The organism is Candidatus Ichthyocystis hellenicum (genome assembly GCF_001460935.1).
Classification (GTDB): domain Bacteria; phylum Pseudomonadota; class Gammaproteobacteria; order Burkholderiales; family 2013Ark19i; genus Ichthyocystis; species Ichthyocystis hellenicum.
Genome location: NZ_LN906597.1, coordinates 418,898 through 436,650, shown reverse-complemented (window position 1 = coordinate 436,650; position 17,753 = coordinate 418,898). Strand labels below are relative to the sequence as shown.

Below are 17,753 nucleotides of genomic sequence, written 5' to 3'. Positions count from 1 at the left end.
CCCTTACTGCAAGAGGAAGCAACCTCTGCAAATTTTCTCACAAACTCCAAATCACCCCATAGCAATATTATTGTCTGGACACAAAGATTAGGAACGCAGATAAAATCTGCCTCCTGCAATCACAATAAAAAAATCCCTACCTGCTACTAATCAAATCCTAGCAAAAAATAAACTCTACCCGCCACAGATGCAAAAACACAAATAACACCAAGATGATCAAAAATAACCAAACCCACTTTTCTTCTATTCCCAAAAGCCGTGACCCTGAGTAGGAAAAATTTCCTCCAGCTCCAAATCGTCATCATCACTTTCATCACAACTACTACCCGCCTCTTCCCAAAATGACAAGTAATCGTCAAAAACATCTTCATCAGAATCACAAATGTCTATAACGTGGGCTTCTGGATCTCCATGTCCTTCCGGAGGAAAAAATTCATAAAAATTTTCTTCACTCAATAGATTATTATTAATAATTACTGGGCGCAAAGCCTCTGGGAACAAAGCTAGCAATACAATAATTTTTCTCAAGAAAATACCAATAGCCCAGGGACTAAGAGAAGATCTAGCTTGAACATCATAGCAATACCGATTACTCCTGAAATAGCGGCATTTAGCAGACACATCCTTTAGCAAGCTAACTGCCGTAGATGCAATTCCCTTCTTTAGACTTTCTTCTGAGCAAACAAAAAAGCCCAATTCACTCTCCAACAAAATACAAGTTAAGCTTTTACCATCAAACCCTACCCCACCAAGACCTAAATGTGACACAAGATATTTTTTTACTCTGCTAGACGCTTTTAATAAAAAATCGCGACCCTCATCTGCCTCCATAATACTAGTTACAGCAACGCGAAGAACAATATCTTCAATCTCTTTTAGGCAGGGAACTTCATCACCATCAACAATACTCTCCAATCCAGATGAGAATAAACTTTTCTGTTTATATTTATCTTCACATATATTATGGTCAGTGAATTTACCAAAAACTGTCATTATTAAATTCTTCAGTGCGGAACAAAATTCATCATTCTTCCCATAACTACAGACAACTCCTTCCATAACATACTCCTGCTCCTGTTCAGATATTGGTTTATTTGGTCTGCTTTCGCAACAAATGTCAACCAAACCTCCTTTTTCTTTCTGAGCACAAGCCCCTGTTATTTCTGTAGCACGTTCTATTCTTCTCTCCATTCCAAATAAATCGTTACAATCAAATACAGTACTTTGGTCATCACTTTCATTGCTGCTAAAACTAATGAAATCGTCTGAATCACCAACCTCTTCCTGAAAAAGATCTCCAGTATACCCAAGTGCATCCATTAACGAACCATCATCATCAACACACTCACGGCTCCCACGAACACGATCCATGATCTCCTCCCAATAACTATAAACTATACAAAGCAAAAAAATCAGACAGCGAATCTTCACCCTTAAGTTGAGCAAAAACACAATAAGATAGATACTCAATCACTTGTTAAATAGATTAAGCCGAGAATTTAATTTGACGGGACAGGTATTAGGATAGCATTAAATTAAGAAATACGTCGATCTTATCTTAACAAGTAAAATACAGCCCCTGCATAAAACAGACATTGATCCTTATTCTTTTTATGTAAACAAATAGTAGAAGAGAGTAGAAGAAATAACCAGTTCATGGCTATTTCGATTCCAGAGACAGAAGAATAAGAAAGCAATCTACCAACTGATCGCTATCAGCAACATGTCGACATAATTCATGCAACTCAAAATGCAAAGCAATTAAAGCAAAAACAGGAACGGAGGAGCCATCCCTCCTGCGCTCCCCCAAACAGGTCTACGCAAGACCCCGAGTTCCTTGAAGACTACTCCACGCGACGCTTTTTCCACGGAGGAGAAGGCTCTGGCAACTCTGGAGCTTCATCCTCATCTTCACTATAACTAACCTCACGCTTTGCAATGAATGACATATAATCGTCAAAAACATTTTCATCAGAATTATAAAGCCCTCTCGCACTGGACTCCAAACTTCTACGTCCTTCTGGAGGAAAAAACTCATCAAAATTTTCCTCGCTCAATTCTTTATTATGAATAATTTCAGGACGCAGGCTCTCTGGAAACAGAACAAGTAATACAATAACTTTTCTCAAAAAAATACCGACATTCCAAAAATTAAGAGAAGACCTATATCTAATATCATCACAAAACCGATTGTTCCTTAGATAACAACACTTAACAGACACATCCCTTAACAAACTAACAACTGTAGATACAATCCCCTTTCTTAAACTTTCTTCAGAGTAGACGAAAAATCCCAGCTCACTCTCCAACAACGCACAAGTCAGACTTTTACTATCCAGACCCAAATGTGATAAAAGATACCTTTTAATTCCATCAGACGACATTAGTAGAAGATCCCAACCTTCCTCCACCCCCATAACAATAGCCACAGCCACACCAAGAACAAGGTCTGAAATCTCTTTTAGACTAGGATTTCGATAAATACCGACATCACTTTCCAGCCGGGACAATAAGAATAATTTTTTCTGTTTATGCTTACAATCGCACACATTATGGCAGAGAAAATTATCAAAAACTATCATTATCAAACTTTTCAGTACGGAACAAAACTCATCATTCCTCCCGTAACTACAAACAACACCCTCCATAACAGACTCGAGTTCTAGTTCAGAAACAAAACTATTTGAACTGCCCGCACAACAAATATCGACAAGATCTTCATTTTCTTTCAGGGCACTATCTCCTGTAATACCAACAGCACCCTCTCCTACTCCGGACAATTCGCTACAACATGACAATAGAATCTGACCATCGATTTCATTGCCACTTCTGCTGGAGAGTAACCCCCCCCCCTCTTCCTGAAAAACATCCTCGGAACAATCATACACTTCCATAGATGTATCATCATCTCCATGACAAAGTTCTTGAACATTTGACATAATTTTCCTATTTCAATTGCAGCAATAAAATATAAGCAGAGACACTAGAGCTCAGACTACCTTCTGACTTAAATTGAGAAACTATCTCAAATAAACAAAAAACTACATGTTAAAAAAACCACATCAAGCTGGAAATCTAATTTGTGTTTAATCAGTTTCGTGGCGAATCAAATCAATATATGCGGCTACAGTAGGAGAAAATGCTTGTGACGCACTACAAAAATATGTCAAATGATGGCATGAAATAAAGCCCGCGCTTGTGTGAACAAACCGCGGGCAGATAATCTTATTGGTACCGATCCTTGCGAGAAATTTGAAGACAGGTGGCGGGCCTTAGTCATATATCGGAAAAACAACATCGCTCCAATGATAACAAGCCCCAGGAAATCCCTTGCTTGCCTTAACGGAACTCTTTCTAGAGAATCAGTTGGCAGGTATAGCCAATGAAACGAAGGACTCTTCTTTCTGTAACACAGAACTTGGGCGTCAATTTTAAACAAGAGCAGGGCGACCTCTACTATCACCTCACTGGACACCGCCCCTCCAGAGTAAACCAGGAATTAAAAAATTCTGGGGCGAGCTTCACTCTCCACACAAATCTTGGATGTAGAGCCTCTGGGAATAAAACAAGCAATAATAAAATTCTGTACAGAAATTTAGATACACGAACAGGATCAAGAGAGGCCCTAAATAAAACATCCTTAAAATACCTATTGTTAAATGAACAAACATCGGTGCCAGCAAAGTCTTTTACCAGAGAAGCAACATCACCCAAGAAAAAAGACACAAGCTCTGAGGCAACACCCATCGACTCCCTAGCTCCTACTCTCAGCCTTGACAAGCGAACCAAAAGCTCTGAAGAATCGTTCTTAAGATCTTCCAGAGATGATGCCGTTACCCTCCCTGACAAACGAATTAAAAGTTCTGAAACACGACGATCCAGCGCTAATTCAGAAGAACCTGAAGCATCTCTCTTATTAATCCCGCTTTCTAACAGTATGCGGCCCACTTCACCAACGCTAACTCCCAAATTAGAGACAAAATGTCTCTTAACTGCCCTTGATGCATTTAATAAAAAATCACAACCTGATTCAACCCCTACCATGATATTAACAGCCACCCGAAGAACAGTATCCACGACTCTTTCTTGGTCAGGACATCTTATTACACAACACATTTCAGGGCCAAAATCATGCCTCTCCCCAGATAATATACTGACACGTTTATACTCCCATTCACACATATTACAACTAGTAAACTTAACCGAAACATCTTTTATGAGTTTTCTCACCAAGCAACCAAAAAGATCTTTCTCAAAATAACAAGCAAGGGTGCTCTCTATTCTCTCACTCAGCGATAACTTTTCATGTTTTCCACTTGCACACACTATGCCAGAAAATAATCCCTTTTTATCGAATAATGGAAACTGAGCCTGAGTTTTCACTGAACACTCAGGAGTAAACCAAGAACAAAACGCCTTCCTATCGATACCACCTCGCCACACAAACTTTGGATGCAGCACCTCTGGAAACAAAATAAGTAAAGATACTATTTTCTCCAGTAGCATAACTACATGAGCAGGATTAAGAGAAGATCTAAATGAAATATCCTCAAAATATCTATTATCACAATAACAAACATCTGTGCCAGCCACCCCTTTTACCAGAGAAAAAAGTCCCGCCAACAAGCCAACTACAAGTTCTGAAGCAGCACCAGATGTCTCTCTATCTCCTGCCCTCAACCTTGAAAGACTAGCCAAAAAATCAGAGACGTTCCAACCCTTTTCTCCGACATAAAAACCAGAGACATCTCCTACGGACATCTTAGCTTTTAAAAATACACGAGTTACCTTAACGGCGCTAATTCCCAAGCAAGACATAAAATATTGTACGATTGCCCTTGATGCACTTAATAAAAAATCACAACCCAGATCTACCCCTACCACAACATTAACCGCCACCCTAAGAACTAGGTCCACAATTTCTTCACGGGCAAGTAATCCTGCCTCCCCGCCAGTTCCTATCACCCTGTCAAGTATAAAATCTCTCCCTGCACTAGAACTAGATAACGAAATAAACTGCTTATACTCATGCTCGCATATATTTACACCAATAAACTTAAGGAAAACCCCCTTTACCAAATCCTTTACTAAGGAACCAAAATTACCTCTCTCAAAATGAGAAGTAACGTTATGTTCTATAATTTCATCAAGACTGGAATGCTCATATTCTTCACCAACAACACCTGTTATGTCTGACAATCTAGGAGTAAAAGTGGATGCCTGGCTTAGCGCTCCTCTACCAATAGGACTATAACTAGAAAAATAGCTCAGCCTCCTCGCCCCCAGACAAAGAGCTTCAGCAAAATCACCACCCTCTAAGCAGTCGCTATCATCAACATACTGATAACTCTCTCGAATATTAGCCACAAAAACCACCCCCTCAATAAACATTAGCAAAAACAAATAAATGGCTGAGAGATTGTCTCAAATAAAAGAAAAAATATATGATAAAAACACACCTCACATCTAAAATTGAAAATTAATTTTTTTATTTAAGGTTTTATAATAACCAATTATTCATTAATAATTAATGCGCATCACTGCTTAACTTTACACTAAATAATACACTACATACCAGAAACAAGCACAGCTCACCAAGCACCTAGAAATGAATTGCAACTCAATGGAAAAACAGAAAATAATTTCCTTACACTAAAACAACTGAAGGCAGCATTGTAATAGAAAGAACCAACGCGCCCTAGTGGGCGAATACACTCCCCGTTAGCGACAAAATACCGCCGAGATCATGCTTTGCAAGTATCCAGGATAACAAAGAACAAATTTGCCAAAAATCAACGTCATAATAGCAAAATCTATATCTTCCCTCCACTCCGCAAAGACAAATACAGTACATATCACACTATGAAAAACTTCATGGAATACCATTCCTTCAGTTAACAAACAACGTCTGAAACATAAGTCAGCAGTTATAATTAGTTAATTATGATTATTTTCAGGTGTGTGCTCTAGCTCTTCACATAACAACTACCCAAAGCAAACTAGGAGCTAAAAATTCTTTATCTATATCTATCCATGAAAATCTTGGAGGCAATACCTCTGGGAAAAAAACGAGCAGAGATACAATTAGATCCAGTAACATAGATACACGTTAAGAAAAGATTTAAACAAAACATCCATAAAACACATATTGCCGCTGCAATAAATACATGCGCCCGCCATTACTTTTACCAGATAACGGATGCCACTGTTTAATTTCTCACGGAATAGCCCCCCGAAAATAGAGACACATCACAACAAGAACCTAGAAATTAATTTCAAAACAACTGAGAATACGGACTATAAAAACTAGCCCTCTCTCTCGCACCTCACGGAACAACATCCTTCTGGAGCAAACCAGCGCCCAAAAAATTCCTCGTCTATCTCGCCCCACACAAAGTTTGGATGCAGCACCTCTGGGAATAAAATCAGTAAAGAGATAATCCCCCCCAGTAACATAGCTACATTGTCAGGGTTGATAGTAGACCTAAAGTAAACGTCTTCAAAATACCTATTGTTACAACAACAAACATCTGTGCCCGCCATGACTTTTACCAAAAAACTAAAATCCTCCAACCAATGAACCACCACGTCTGAAGCGATACTATATGCCTCTCCTTGGCTAAACCCCAATCTTAACAAATGATATAACAGCCCAGCGGTATCAACATCAAATCCTTCCCCGGAAAGGACATAAACATCTCCTCCCTCTCCACCATCTACCAATGTCCGAATTAAGTCGCCAGCGCTAATTCCCAAACTATATGTAAAATACAATCTCACTAACTTAGAGGCATTTGATAAAAAGCCACAACCAGCATCTACTCCTATCACAATATTAACTGCCACACGAAGAATTGCATCTACTACTTCTTCCTGGCTAGGGCATTCTATTACACCACCAGCATCAAATACGAAATCGGAAAAACCACCAATTGCTCCAGATAAAGAGCCTATCTGCTTATACTCATACTCACAAATATTTTCACTAGTAAACCTAATCAAAACATCTCTTATTATTTTTTTCACTAGGGATCCCACATCAACATTATCACAATAATAACCAACGGCCCTTTCTATTATCCCTCCGAGATTAGATTCTTCATACACTACATCCGCACCCTCTATTAATACTTCAGCCCCTTCAGTTTCTATTGTTACATCAGCTCCTTCTATTACTATCCTATCTCCTTCTATAATTATCCTATCTCCGTCGATTATTACTCTATCTCCTTCTATTACTAACTCAGCAAACAATTCCTCACCTTCTAAGACCACAACTCCTTCCACTCCAGACAATTCATTACAAGCAGATACCAAACCCTGACCCTCGCCTTCATTATTTACATATCCGGTAATTATACCCAATCCTCTACTGCCCTCCTGAATAAGGTCCGCATAAAGATCAGAAAAAACACCTTCCCCCTGCATTAAATCACTATCACAAATATCAAAAGGCACTTCCTTAACACTCGACATAATGCTCACCCTTCAATATACAAAGCAATAGATCTTACAAATAGATTTTATGCTGTTATAATTCCGTAAATTATATTAAATAAAAAATAAATCACATTTGGTCAATATAATTAAAAACTCACTTGTTACAACTACACAAACAACCCTACAACTTATGACCAAGAATTACCAAATAAGTATTACTCATTGCTACGGTGCACTTCACTAATTAGTTTAATTATTGCCTCGCCATAACATCACTTACGGTACCCAACGAAACACTTAAGTATGCGCACAACATGAAATGGGAATAGCCCACCTAAGCACACATAAATATAACAGGAGGTCCTGACAATCTTGCTTGGGTAGTAAAAAGGCCTGTGGGTTTATGCCCGCAGCACTTACATCCTTCTATCTATTATTAGAAAGTCGACAGGGGGGGTGGCACGAGAGTATCAAAAATATTATTCAATCGAAGAAAATATAAATTCATGCCTGGCTTTCATCAAAATATCTTCCTGTCATAATAATTTCAGCAAACACACAATCTATAAATACACCAGGAACAACAAAATATACCTTCCTGGTTATATAATTCACCAATAGTAATTTAAATCTTAACTAACAACACCCAACAGCGCCTATTTACCAAAAACACCACATCAACACATAGTGATAACAAAAACCCTCTTCTACAAAAAACAACCGTTTTCCTTCGTTATAAATTCCTATGCCAAAACCAAATACGTATTAACTCTAGAGGGTCTAGTACCGGCTTTTCTAACAGGAAAACATCATTTTGTAGAAAGCTATACTTAAAAATAGCTCTCTGCCGCACAAAAAACCACTCAGCACTAAATAATTCCTCATCTACATGAATCACCCCTTCAATAATTCATGACGAAGAACATCACACAAGTGATCGGCATAAAAACAGCCATTGATTAACTATTATCTATCATTGGCAGCATGAAAAATTTAATTATCACCTACTGCTACTAGTCGCCTTAAATATAAGTAAAACTACATCCGCAGATAAATCGCACGCTGTCACAACAACATCTTCCGGCTCAAGAATAAAAATAAATAGATCACCGAAACAATAACACAAGGTCAAAAGATTAAATTCATGTTTAATGTTAATAATATGATCAAACAAAAAGACCAACTAAGCACATAAACTTAATACTCGCCAACTAAATTTGGATTTATCATTTATATATTGCTGATTAATATCAGTTTACGAGATAATATTGGGATATTGTTTATGATAATCGGTACGACACTGAAAAGCATGGCCAACACGAAATAAACACGGCTCGCCAAAGTGACTAGAGATAAATTGCAAACCAACAGGAAGATTATTAGAAAAACCACAAGGAACAGTAATAGCAGGAAGACCTGCCAAATTTGCCGGGATAGTAAAAATATCTGAATAATACATGTCTATAGCATTCTCGGCCCTCTCTCCTATTCTAAAAGCAACTGTAGGAGAGGTTGGTCCCGCAAGAACATCACACGAGGAGAGAACAGAGATAATCTCCTGTGAAACAAGACGCCTAATTTTCTGGGCCCGCAAATAATAACGCTCATAATTGCTAGAAGATAGAACAAAATTACCGGTAAGAATGCGTCGCTTAACCTCAACCCCAAACCCCTCTCCCCGCGTATTGGAGTAGAACTCATCCAAAGAATTAAACGGCAAGGTAGAACGAAATCCATACCTAACCCCATCAAAACGAGCCATGTTAGAGGAAGCTTCAGCAGAAGACAGTACATAGTAAAGAGGCACAGAAAGACCAACCTTGGGTAACGACACCAGCTTAACATTGGCCCCCATCTTGCGTAACTCATCAATAGCTAACTCAACCACTGAAAGGACATCCGCATCTAACGACGGCGGAAAAAATTCTTTTACAAGACCAACAGTAATGCCGGATAAGTCCACACCCTGTGCCATCAAGTCATCAAAATAATTAACCGGAGGCCTATTAGACTGAGTTGAGTCTCTACTATCATAGTCCACCATTTCCTGAAGAATAAAAGCACAATCTGCCACCGATCGGGCCATAGGACCTACCTGATCAAAAGAAGAAGCAAAGGAAACCAGTCCGTAACGAGAAACCAGACCATAAGTTGGTTTAAGTGCAGTAACCCCTGTAAGTGCAGCCGGCTGTCTAACTGAGCCCCCGGTATCTGTGCCTGTAGAAAGCGGCGCCAACCCAGCCGAAATAACAACAGCAGAACCACCAGATGAACCTCCAGGAACGCGATCAAGAGCCCAAGGGTTGCAGGCCGGACCAAAAAACGAGTTTTCATTCGATGCCCCCATCGCAAACTCGTCCATATTTGACTTTCCTAGAGAAACCAAGCCCTTCTTCTCAAGCACAGAAACAACATGAGCATCATAAGGACTAACAAAATCCTTTAACATCCTCGACCCACAAGTAGTCGGAAAATCAACGGTACACAAGATGTCTTTATGAATTATGGGCAATCCAGCACACCGCGAAACAACCTCAGACTTTCTAAGGCGCTTATTGTCTATGATCCTTGCTTTCTGCAAAGCCTTCTCTCGATTAAATGAAATAACGGCATTAACAATCGGATTAAGCTGCTCTATTCTATCCATAAACAAGGAAACCAATTCCTCACAGGACACCCTTCTTTCAATAAGATCTTTGGACAAATCAACTGCTGATTTAAAAAACATGGAACTCATCTTTTGGAAATAACAGGAGGAACAAGGTATAGTCCTTTATCGAAAAGGGGGGCTTTGCTCCCTAGCTGTGAACTACAGTCACATACATAGGAAACATCGTCCCTGACCTCAATTCCATCCCCTAGAGGGTAAATTAACGGCTCGGTATCACCATCACATTCTACCCTTGACAACTCATCTATAGTCAAAAAAATATTAGCCAAATGATCCCTAAAAATTTGGCAATCTGTCTCAGACAAACTAATCCTGGATACTGCTGCCAGATCATAGACATCTTCATCTGTTACTACCATGGAAACTTTTTTCTCCATCTCTATCCCGCAAGCAAAGATTCAACCGAGTCGATGCTACCAGAAAATTAGCTCTTAACAAAAAATCCGTAAAAATACTTTTTACAAAAAACCTCACCTATATATCCTTCTGCATATATTAAATAAAAATAGATATTTATCAGATCTAAGGTAATCTACAAAAAACAGAATCAATTATGCAATAATGTCGAGTGAAACGATGTATCTCGCCAGGGGTTATTTTCTATGTTTGAGAGTTTAAAGAGCTACTTTTCCAACGACCTTGCCATTGATCTGGGAACTGCCAACACACTTATTTACGTCAGAGGTAAAGGCATCCTGCTAGATGAACCATCTGTCGTCGCCATAAGACAAGCAGGCGGACCTAATGGAAAGCGCTCTGTGCAAGCAGTTGGTGCAGAAGCAAAACAGATGCTTGGTAAAACGCCAGGAAATATAGTTGCCATCAGACCAATGAAGGATGGAGTCATAGCTGATTTTGCCGTCACAGAACAAATGCTTAAACAGTTTATAAAAAAGGTACATCCAACGTCTATTTTTACCCCGAGCCCTAGAATAATAATTTGCGTCCCCTGTGGTTCTACACAGGTAGAACGACGTGCAATCAGAGAATCGGCTCTTGGAGCTGGAGCATCTCAAGTTTACCTAATCGAAGAACCGATGGCTGCTGCAATTGGAGCTGGACTTCCAGTGGAGGAGGCAACTGGATCGATGGTGGTTGATATTGGAGGAGGAACAACTGAGGTCGGAATAATTTCATTAGGTGGAATGGTCTACGCTGGTTCGGTGCGTGTGGGTGGAGACAAATTTGACGAAGCAATAATCAATTACATACGCCGCAACTATGGTATGTTAATAGGAGAAGCCACATCTGAACTCATAAAAAAACAGATAGGTTCCGCTTTCCCCTGTCGCGAAGTACGTGACATTGAAGTAAAAGGAAGAAATCTTGCCGAAGGAATACCTAGAAGCTTTACCATATCATCAAATGAAATACTGGAAGCCATATCAGAACCTTTAAACAGTATCATTGGGGCAGTAAAAATTGCGCTTGAGAAAACCCCTCCTGAACTTGGAGCTGATATAGCTGATCGTGGCATGATCCTAACAGGAGGAGGAGCTCTTCTGAGGAACTTAGACAGGCTACTAACTGAAGAAACAGGCCTGCCGGTATTCGTTTCAGAAGAGCCTCTAACTTGTGTGGTTCAAGGGTCTGGGATCGCCTTAGAACGCATGGACAAAATGATCGGTGTATTTGCGTCTGAGTAAACAATGTCTTGTCCTGAAAAAGTAACAATTGAGAAAGAACGAATTTTCTTCAGGAGAAATGAGCTGCATGAGAAAATGTGGGTCATATTTTACGTGGTTCTTTCTTTGAGCTTAATGACATTGGACTACAAACTTCACAGGCTGGAGGAGGTAAAGTTCTTTGTAGGATCTTGCGTGAAGCCATTTCAAGAATCCCTTATGAAGTTTTTGGAGCTTCCATATAGGGTCTCATCGGCATTTGCTAATGCCATGACAAACGCACAAAAAGTATCAGAGTTATCCAGGGAGTTATCTAGACAAAAAGTACAAGAAGCCTACACCAGTTCACTAAAAGAACAGAACGACAATTTATCCAGGATTCTAAAACTAAATAATGAAAACCATTACCTGCACTCGATCACAGCCCAAATCATAAAAGTGGGGCTAAACCCTTTTATAACTGAATTAACCCTTAATAAGGGACTATCCGATGGCATTGCGCTTGGCAACCCAGTAATAAATGAACAAGGACTAATCGGTCAAGTCACCAGACTGTATCAGCATTATGCAGAAGTAACTCTCTTATCTGCAATCAACCAGGAAACTCCTGTGGAGATACTTCCTAGCGGAGTTACCGGAATAACAGTTGGTAGAGGTAAATCACTATCAGTAATATTGATGCCTCAGAACAGCAACATTGAGCCAGGAAATACCGTAGTTACATCAGGAATAGATGGACTGTACCCGAGGCACATTCGCGTTGGAACTATAATAAGCGTCGTAAAAAATAGCAACGCAAACACAGTGGAAGCAACAACTGAGCCAATCGCAACAGAAAAACTATCGCCATATGTAATAGTAATTCCTTCGCGCAAGGTAATACAACTAGGAGAAGAAAAACTCTACGTTGCCCAAAAATCTATCTATCGACAATGACAGAGGTGTAACAAAATGCCGCTTCTTCGTGGAAAACATACAATTTTGCTCCCAGTTAATCCATTATTTGTTCAATCCACCATCATAGCTTCTTTTTTGATCAATTTATCCATAGGAAAAGCCGCTGAGTTCATAAATATTTTAGACACAGTCTTTTTCTTTTGGTGTTTGCGCGAAAACAGAATCATCAAATCAGGAACAGGATTCTTGATTGGAATTCTGACCGACCTCTACTTCAACACAACAATTGGACAGAACGCCCTTTGCTATACGGTAACAACTGCCATTGCAAATAAAATATCGGTGCGTTTCTTATCTCTACCACTAAGGGCCCAAGCTCTGCTTATATTGCTAGTACTATCGATCAAAAACACATTAACAGCAATAATGTTCATAATATTTGCTGGCAAATACCAACAAATAGGTATAGTAGTGTCACCAATTGTATCAGCAGCAATGTACCCCGTATTCGCCAGCATACTGCTATCCCCTCAGCTTAAGCCAACATCATCAAACGAGACCCCCATATAGTCCTATCCTTTGAGAACCTGGAGCAGAACGTGAACGTCGTGATTTATTCGCGGATCTTTTTGGCGCAAACTGGCAACATGCCTGCAAGCATGAAGTACAGTTGTATGATCTCGTCCACCAAAAGCTTCTCCTATTAGAGGCAAACTGGCAGGTGTAAGCTCCCTTGCCAAAGCCATAGCTATCTGACGCGGCCTTGCAATACCAATAGATCTTTTCTTAGAATAAAGCTCAGACACCTTGATCTTGAAGTAATCAGCAACAGTTTTTTGTATAAGATCAATGGTAATTTGTCTATTATAGGTGTTAAGAAGATCTTTCAAAGCCTCTCGCGCCAACTCAAGAGTAATGTCTCTGCCATGAAAACGAGCATACGCCAAAACTTTATTTAGCGCCCCTTCTAGCTCCCTAACATTAGACTTAAGGTGTTTAGCGATAAAGAACGACACATCCTCATGAAGAATAATCCCTTCTGACTCTGCTTTCTTCATAAGAATAGCAACTCTCATTTCCGGTTCCGGAGGCTCAATAGCAACCGTCAATCCCCAGTCAAAACGAGAAATCAAGCGATCACTTAGTCCTGTTATATCTTTAGGATAGGTATCACATGTAATAACGATTTGCTTCTTTGACTCTATTAGTGCATTAAACACATGAAAAAACTCTTCCTGGGTCCTCGTTTTATTATTAAAAAACTGAATGTCATCAATCAAAAGAACATCCAAAGATCTGTAGTACCTAGCAAATGAATCAAAAGACCCTTGTTGGTAGGCCTTAACAACATCAGCATAATAATCGTTGGCATGAATATATCTAACCACTCTAGCTGAATTGTTTCTGAAAGCCTCGTTGCCTATAGCTTGTATAAGGTGGGTCTTGCCCAAGCCAACTCCCCCATAAATAAACAGAGGGTTATAAGAATAACCAGGGCTTTGAGCAACTTGACGAGCAGCAGCATTAGCCAAATCATTTGCCTTCCCCCTCACTAATTCAGCAAAATTCAAATGTATATTCAAACGTGTACGTTCGTAAGCACTACGCGAATGATCAGAAGAAGCAACCGGAGCAGGAAACTCTGTCGAGGCAACTACTACACCATCGTCTCGACGTAAATCACCACCTTTTGTGGGGCTTGCCACACTAACCGATAAGGACGAAGGCTGCCTAGAGGAAGATGTTTTTGGCAAAACAAGAACAACTTTTACAGAGTCTCCCCAGTACTCTTCTGCCAACTGCTGAACACGAGGAAGATATCTTTCTCTTATCCATTGCAAAACAAAACGATTCGGGGCAACCACAGACACAACATCAGAAGATCCCTGTCCGTCATCAACGACAGAAAGCGGATTGATCCACGTTGAAAACTGCTGATTTGGGAGCTCACCACGGAGCTTATCCAAGCAAAAAGACCAAAACCCCTGAACCGTCGTTTCAACTTCCATAAATTTCTTCAAAAGTTAGCGTGAAAAAGTAAAATATCCTCCGCGATGAGGAAATAGAAAAGGCCCGGACAAGTTTACACCAAATACAAAATCAATTGGATAACACTAATGTCTCACACTGAAACCAAATGGCGCTGCCTATGAATGCTCATAAGTAATCCCAAAGAAAAAAACAATGTCATCATAGATGAGCCTCCATAACTAACATATGGTAGAGGAACACCAACCACTGGAAGCAAACCGGTAACCATACCAATATTAACAGATACATAGATCAAAAAAGTACAAGCCAAGCTACCTGCCAACAGACGAGAAAAAACAGACTGAGCCCCACAAGCAATCCAGAAACTCCTTAAAATCAAACTTCCGTATAACAATATTAGTATTGCAGAACCAAAAAATCCAAACTCCTCGGCAAAAACAGCAAATGCAAAATCAGTATGAGCTTCAGGAATGAAATCAAGATGAGACTGAGTTCCACGAAGCCACCCTTCTCCCCACAGCCCGCCTGAACCAATGGCTATTGTGGCCTGTATGGTATGATATCCTGAACCAAAAGGGTCAGCATAAGGATCTAAAAAAGTAATCACTCTCTTGCATTGGTAAGGGTGCAACAATGGTTGGTCAATAAATGATGGAAGAGGAACCCCACATAAAAAGGGATAAATTGACACCAAAGCAACAGCACCTAATACCAAAATTTTCCAATTTAGTCCCACCAAAACCAAAACACAAAACCCGGATGAAAAAATTAGCAAAGCGGTGCCCAAGTCAGGTTGTCTAAGCACCAACGTAACTGGCACCATCAAAGCAATAGCAGCTGTAACGTGCGTCCTAACATCGTTCCATCCTTCCTTTTGAGAAAATATAGAAGACAGTAGCAATGGAATAGAAGATTTCATGAGCTCTGACGGTTGAAGTCTAAAAATTCCAAAATTAAGCCACCTTCTGGCACCCTTAGAAACATCGCCAACAAAAAACACAGCTATCAGCAAAATAAGGGACACCAAGTACAACTTTACCGCAATTTTCTGTAAATTATTTATGGGCTGACTTGCTGCCCAATACATAAGAACCAATGAAATTCCTATGTGAAAAAAAGCAGACCATAACTTGCTAGGATTAACAGAAAAAACAACAAGAAGTCCGGCACAACAAATGAAAAGCGCATTAACAAGCAAATTGAAATCAATAACGCTGTACCACTTATGATCAACCATAAATACACCTGAAGCCTTTAAGTATCATCACGGTGGTAGTAGTAAAAATCCATAATTTTTCGAGCAACAGGTGCCGCTGATTTGGCCCCCCACCCTCCATTCTCAACCAAAACTACCAAAGCAATCTCAGGATTGTCCACAGGTGAAAACGCTATGAACCAAGAATGATCTCTCTCAAACTCATCAACCTCATTAGGATTATAATTTCCTTTCATATTAACTACTTGAGCAGTGCCTGTTTTACCTGCTACAGAATAGGAAACATTCTTAAATACATCCCTAGCTGTCCCACTTTTACATACTCTCCTCATAGACTGGATAATGACATTTCCTACCTTATCATCCCACTTCATTACCCTTTTCTTTATTGGTAAAATAGGAACCACTCTATCCTGACCTTGAATAGCTTTAACAATATGCAACTGCATCATTTCACCGTGGTTTGACAAAACCTGAACAGCTTGAGCTACCTGAATCGGTGTGAATGCATTGTAGCCCTGACCCACTCCTAAACTCACTGAATCTCCATCATACCAATTTTGATGAATATGTGACTTCTTCCATGAACGTGATGGCAAAATCCCGGAAAGCTCATACGGAAGGTCAATGCCTGTTTTATCGCCGAACCCAAACTGCTTATTAAAATCATGAATAACATCTGGGCCCATTTCATGAGCAAGCTGAAAAAAGTACACATCACAAGAAAGAGCGATTGCATCCGAAATGTTAATACGACCGTGTCCACCTTTTGTATCATCACGAAACTTATGGTTCCCAAGAATAAAGTATCCAGTGTCATCAATTGTTTGATATTGCGTTCTATATCCAAGCATCAGAGCAGCAAGAGCAACGTAAGGTTTATAAGTTGAACCTGGAGCATACAAACTACTGGTAACACGATTAATAAGTGGGTGATTAACATTGCGAATGTAATTTTTCCAGTGCTTAGAATCAATTCCCCGAGAAAACAAATTAGGATCAACATTGGGAGAACTAGATAAGGCTAAAATCTCCCCTGTTTTAGGCTGCAAAACTACTATGGCGCCACGCTTACCCTTCATCAAGCTGTCCGCAAATTGCTGCAAAGGAAAATCTATGGTTAGATAGATATCAGAACCATCTTGTGGTGGATGATTCCCTACTGGACGGACAACTTGTCCTGCCGCGGTTACTTCTGATGCTGAATAACCAGTAAATCCGTGCAAATATGCTTCGTACTGTTTTTCAACTCCTTGCTGCCCTATAAACATAGTTCCACGGTAATTGCCAGCAGAATTAGTCTCTTCCAGATTTTTCCAATCCTTATCAGAAATATTTCCCATGTACCCCATGAGGTGAGAAGCAACATCACCATAAGGATAGTACCTAAAAAAGTGAGTACCTAGATAAATGTATGGAAACAAAAACCTATATGAAGAAAAACTGGAAACATCCGAATCAGTTAAATCTTCCTTTATAGTTATATACTGATCACCATGCTGAGAACCTCTTAGTGCAGCAAATATAGCCTTTTTGTCTTCGGAAGTAATTGGAAAAAAAAGAGAAAAACGGTCCAACAAATCAGGATGAGAAGCAAGATAGTTGCTTTTAACATCCAACGTGTAGTGAAGCTTATTATCAGCAACAACCCTTCCATCCCGATCCTTGATAAGCCCCCTGCTAGGCTGAACAGGAATCAACACAATCCTGTTATCATCCGCCAACTTTTTGTAGAAAGAATGCCTAAGCACTTGAATGTCAAAAAGGTGTACAACAACAATAGCAACAAACAAAAACAGGGAAATGGCTACAACAACTATCCTGAAACTTATGGTAGACAATTGGCTGTCGCGAAAATATGTCATAACACCTCGTTATAACATAGGTAGAAAAAGTAGTGCACTCTACAAAA

Annotated in this window: 15 protein-coding genes; 4 read left to right on the top strand and 11 right to left on the bottom strand. The window is 39.7% G+C overall.

Going from position 1 to position 17,753, the window contains the following annotated elements:
• Window positions 1-243: 243 nt before the first annotated feature.
• The 3 genes from Arg41_RS01985 to Arg41_RS01980 form a co-directional block, all read right to left on the bottom strand.
• Window positions 244-1,371, bottom strand: a complete 1,128-nt coding sequence (locus Arg41_RS01985) for a hypothetical protein (protein WP_092342129.1) — start codon at window positions 1,369-1,371, stop codon at window positions 244-246.
• 289 nt (window positions 1,372-1,660) lie between these two features.
• The gene (locus Arg41_RS07865; protein ID WP_157722232.1) at window positions 1,661-1,810 is read right to left on the bottom strand and encodes a hypothetical protein; all 150 of its coding nucleotides are present in this window, start codon (window positions 1,808-1,810) and stop codon (window positions 1,661-1,663) included.
• 34 nt (window positions 1,811-1,844) lie between these two features.
• Window positions 1,845-2,939, bottom strand: coding sequence for a hypothetical protein (locus tag Arg41_RS01980; protein WP_092342132.1), 1,095 nt, complete (start codon window positions 2,937-2,939; stop codon window positions 1,845-1,847).
• Between the two features lie 261 nt (window positions 2,940-3,200).
• Here Arg41_RS01980 and Arg41_RS07860 point away from each other — a divergent pair, with 261 nt between their 5' ends.
• Window positions 3,201-3,386 carry a hypothetical protein gene (locus Arg41_RS07860; protein ID WP_141663154.1) on the top strand — a complete coding sequence of 62 codons (186 nt, stop codon included), beginning with the start codon at window positions 3,201-3,203 and terminating at the stop codon, window positions 3,384-3,386.
• A gap of 73 nt (window positions 3,387-3,459) precedes the next feature.
• Here Arg41_RS07860 and Arg41_RS01970 read toward each other — a convergent pair whose 3' ends face one another.
• From Arg41_RS01970 to Arg41_RS01955, 5 genes are all read right to left on the bottom strand, one after another.
• Window positions 3,460-5,367, bottom strand: coding sequence for a hypothetical protein (locus tag Arg41_RS01970; RefSeq protein ID WP_092342136.1), 1,908 nt, complete (start codon window positions 5,365-5,367; stop codon window positions 3,460-3,462).
• A 607-nt stretch (window positions 5,368-5,974) separates the two neighbouring features.
• The gene (locus tag Arg41_RS08410; RefSeq protein WP_278183665.1) at window positions 5,975-6,100 is read right to left on the bottom strand and encodes a hypothetical protein; all 126 of its coding nucleotides are present in this window, start codon (window positions 6,098-6,100) and stop codon (window positions 5,975-5,977) included.
• Window positions 6,101-6,306: 206 nt separating this feature from the next.
• Window positions 6,307-7,476: a hypothetical protein gene (locus tag Arg41_RS01965; RefSeq protein WP_092342138.1), complete on the bottom strand. Its 1,170-nt coding sequence runs from the start codon at window positions 7,474-7,476 to the stop codon at window positions 6,307-6,309.
• A 1,219-nt stretch (window positions 7,477-8,695) separates the two neighbouring features.
• Window positions 8,696-10,168, bottom strand: a complete 1,473-nt coding sequence (gene gatA, locus Arg41_RS01960) for an Asp-tRNA(Asn)/Glu-tRNA(Gln) amidotransferase subunit GatA (protein WP_092342140.1) — start codon at window positions 10,166-10,168, stop codon at window positions 8,696-8,698.
• A gap of 5 nt (window positions 10,169-10,173) precedes the next feature.
• Entirely contained in the window at window positions 10,174-10,488 is a 315-nt protein-coding gene (locus tag Arg41_RS01955) for an Asp-tRNA(Asn)/Glu-tRNA(Gln) amidotransferase subunit GatC (RefSeq protein WP_092342142.1), read from the bottom strand.
• A gap of 225 nt (window positions 10,489-10,713) precedes the next feature.
• Between Arg41_RS01955 and Arg41_RS01950 the strand changes: the two genes are divergently transcribed.
• Genes Arg41_RS01950 through mreD form a run of 3 tightly spaced genes read left to right on the top strand, consistent with a single transcriptional unit; the run spans window position 10,714 to window position 13,203 of the window.
• Window positions 10,714-11,757: a rod shape-determining protein gene (locus Arg41_RS01950; protein WP_092342144.1), complete on the top strand. Its 1,044-nt coding sequence runs from the start codon at window positions 10,714-10,716 to the stop codon at window positions 11,755-11,757.
• 3 nt (window positions 11,758-11,760) lie between these two features.
• On the top strand, window positions 11,761-12,672 hold the full coding sequence (gene mreC / locus Arg41_RS01945; RefSeq protein WP_092342146.1) for a rod shape-determining protein MreC: 912 nt from the start codon (window positions 11,761-11,763) through the stop codon (window positions 12,670-12,672).
• 15 nt (window positions 12,673-12,687) lie between these two features.
• Entirely contained in the window at window positions 12,688-13,203 is a 516-nt protein-coding gene (gene mreD, locus Arg41_RS01940) for a rod shape-determining protein MreD (RefSeq protein ID WP_092342148.1), read from the top strand.
• Between the two features lie 2 nt (window positions 13,204-13,205).
• Here mreD and dnaA read toward each other — a convergent pair whose 3' ends face one another.
• The 3 genes from dnaA to mrdA all read right to left on the bottom strand — a co-directional run bounded on the left by dnaA (window position 13,206) and on the right by mrdA (window position 17,706).
• A complete protein-coding gene (gene dnaA / locus Arg41_RS01935) occupies window positions 13,206-14,642 on the bottom strand; it encodes a chromosomal replication initiator protein DnaA (protein WP_092342150.1) in 1,437 nt (478 codons plus the stop codon).
• A gap of 113 nt (window positions 14,643-14,755) precedes the next feature.
• The gene (gene rodA, locus Arg41_RS01930; protein WP_092342152.1) at window positions 14,756-15,862 is read right to left on the bottom strand and encodes a rod shape-determining protein RodA; all 1,107 of its coding nucleotides are present in this window, start codon (window positions 15,860-15,862) and stop codon (window positions 14,756-14,758) included.
• 17 nt (window positions 15,863-15,879) lie between these two features.
• Window positions 15,880-17,706 (bottom strand): penicillin-binding protein 2, encoded by a 1,827-nt coding sequence (gene mrdA, locus Arg41_RS01925; RefSeq protein WP_092342154.1) that lies wholly within the window; start codon window positions 17,704-17,706, stop codon window positions 15,880-15,882.
• Between the last annotated feature and the right edge of the window lie 47 nt (window positions 17,707-17,753).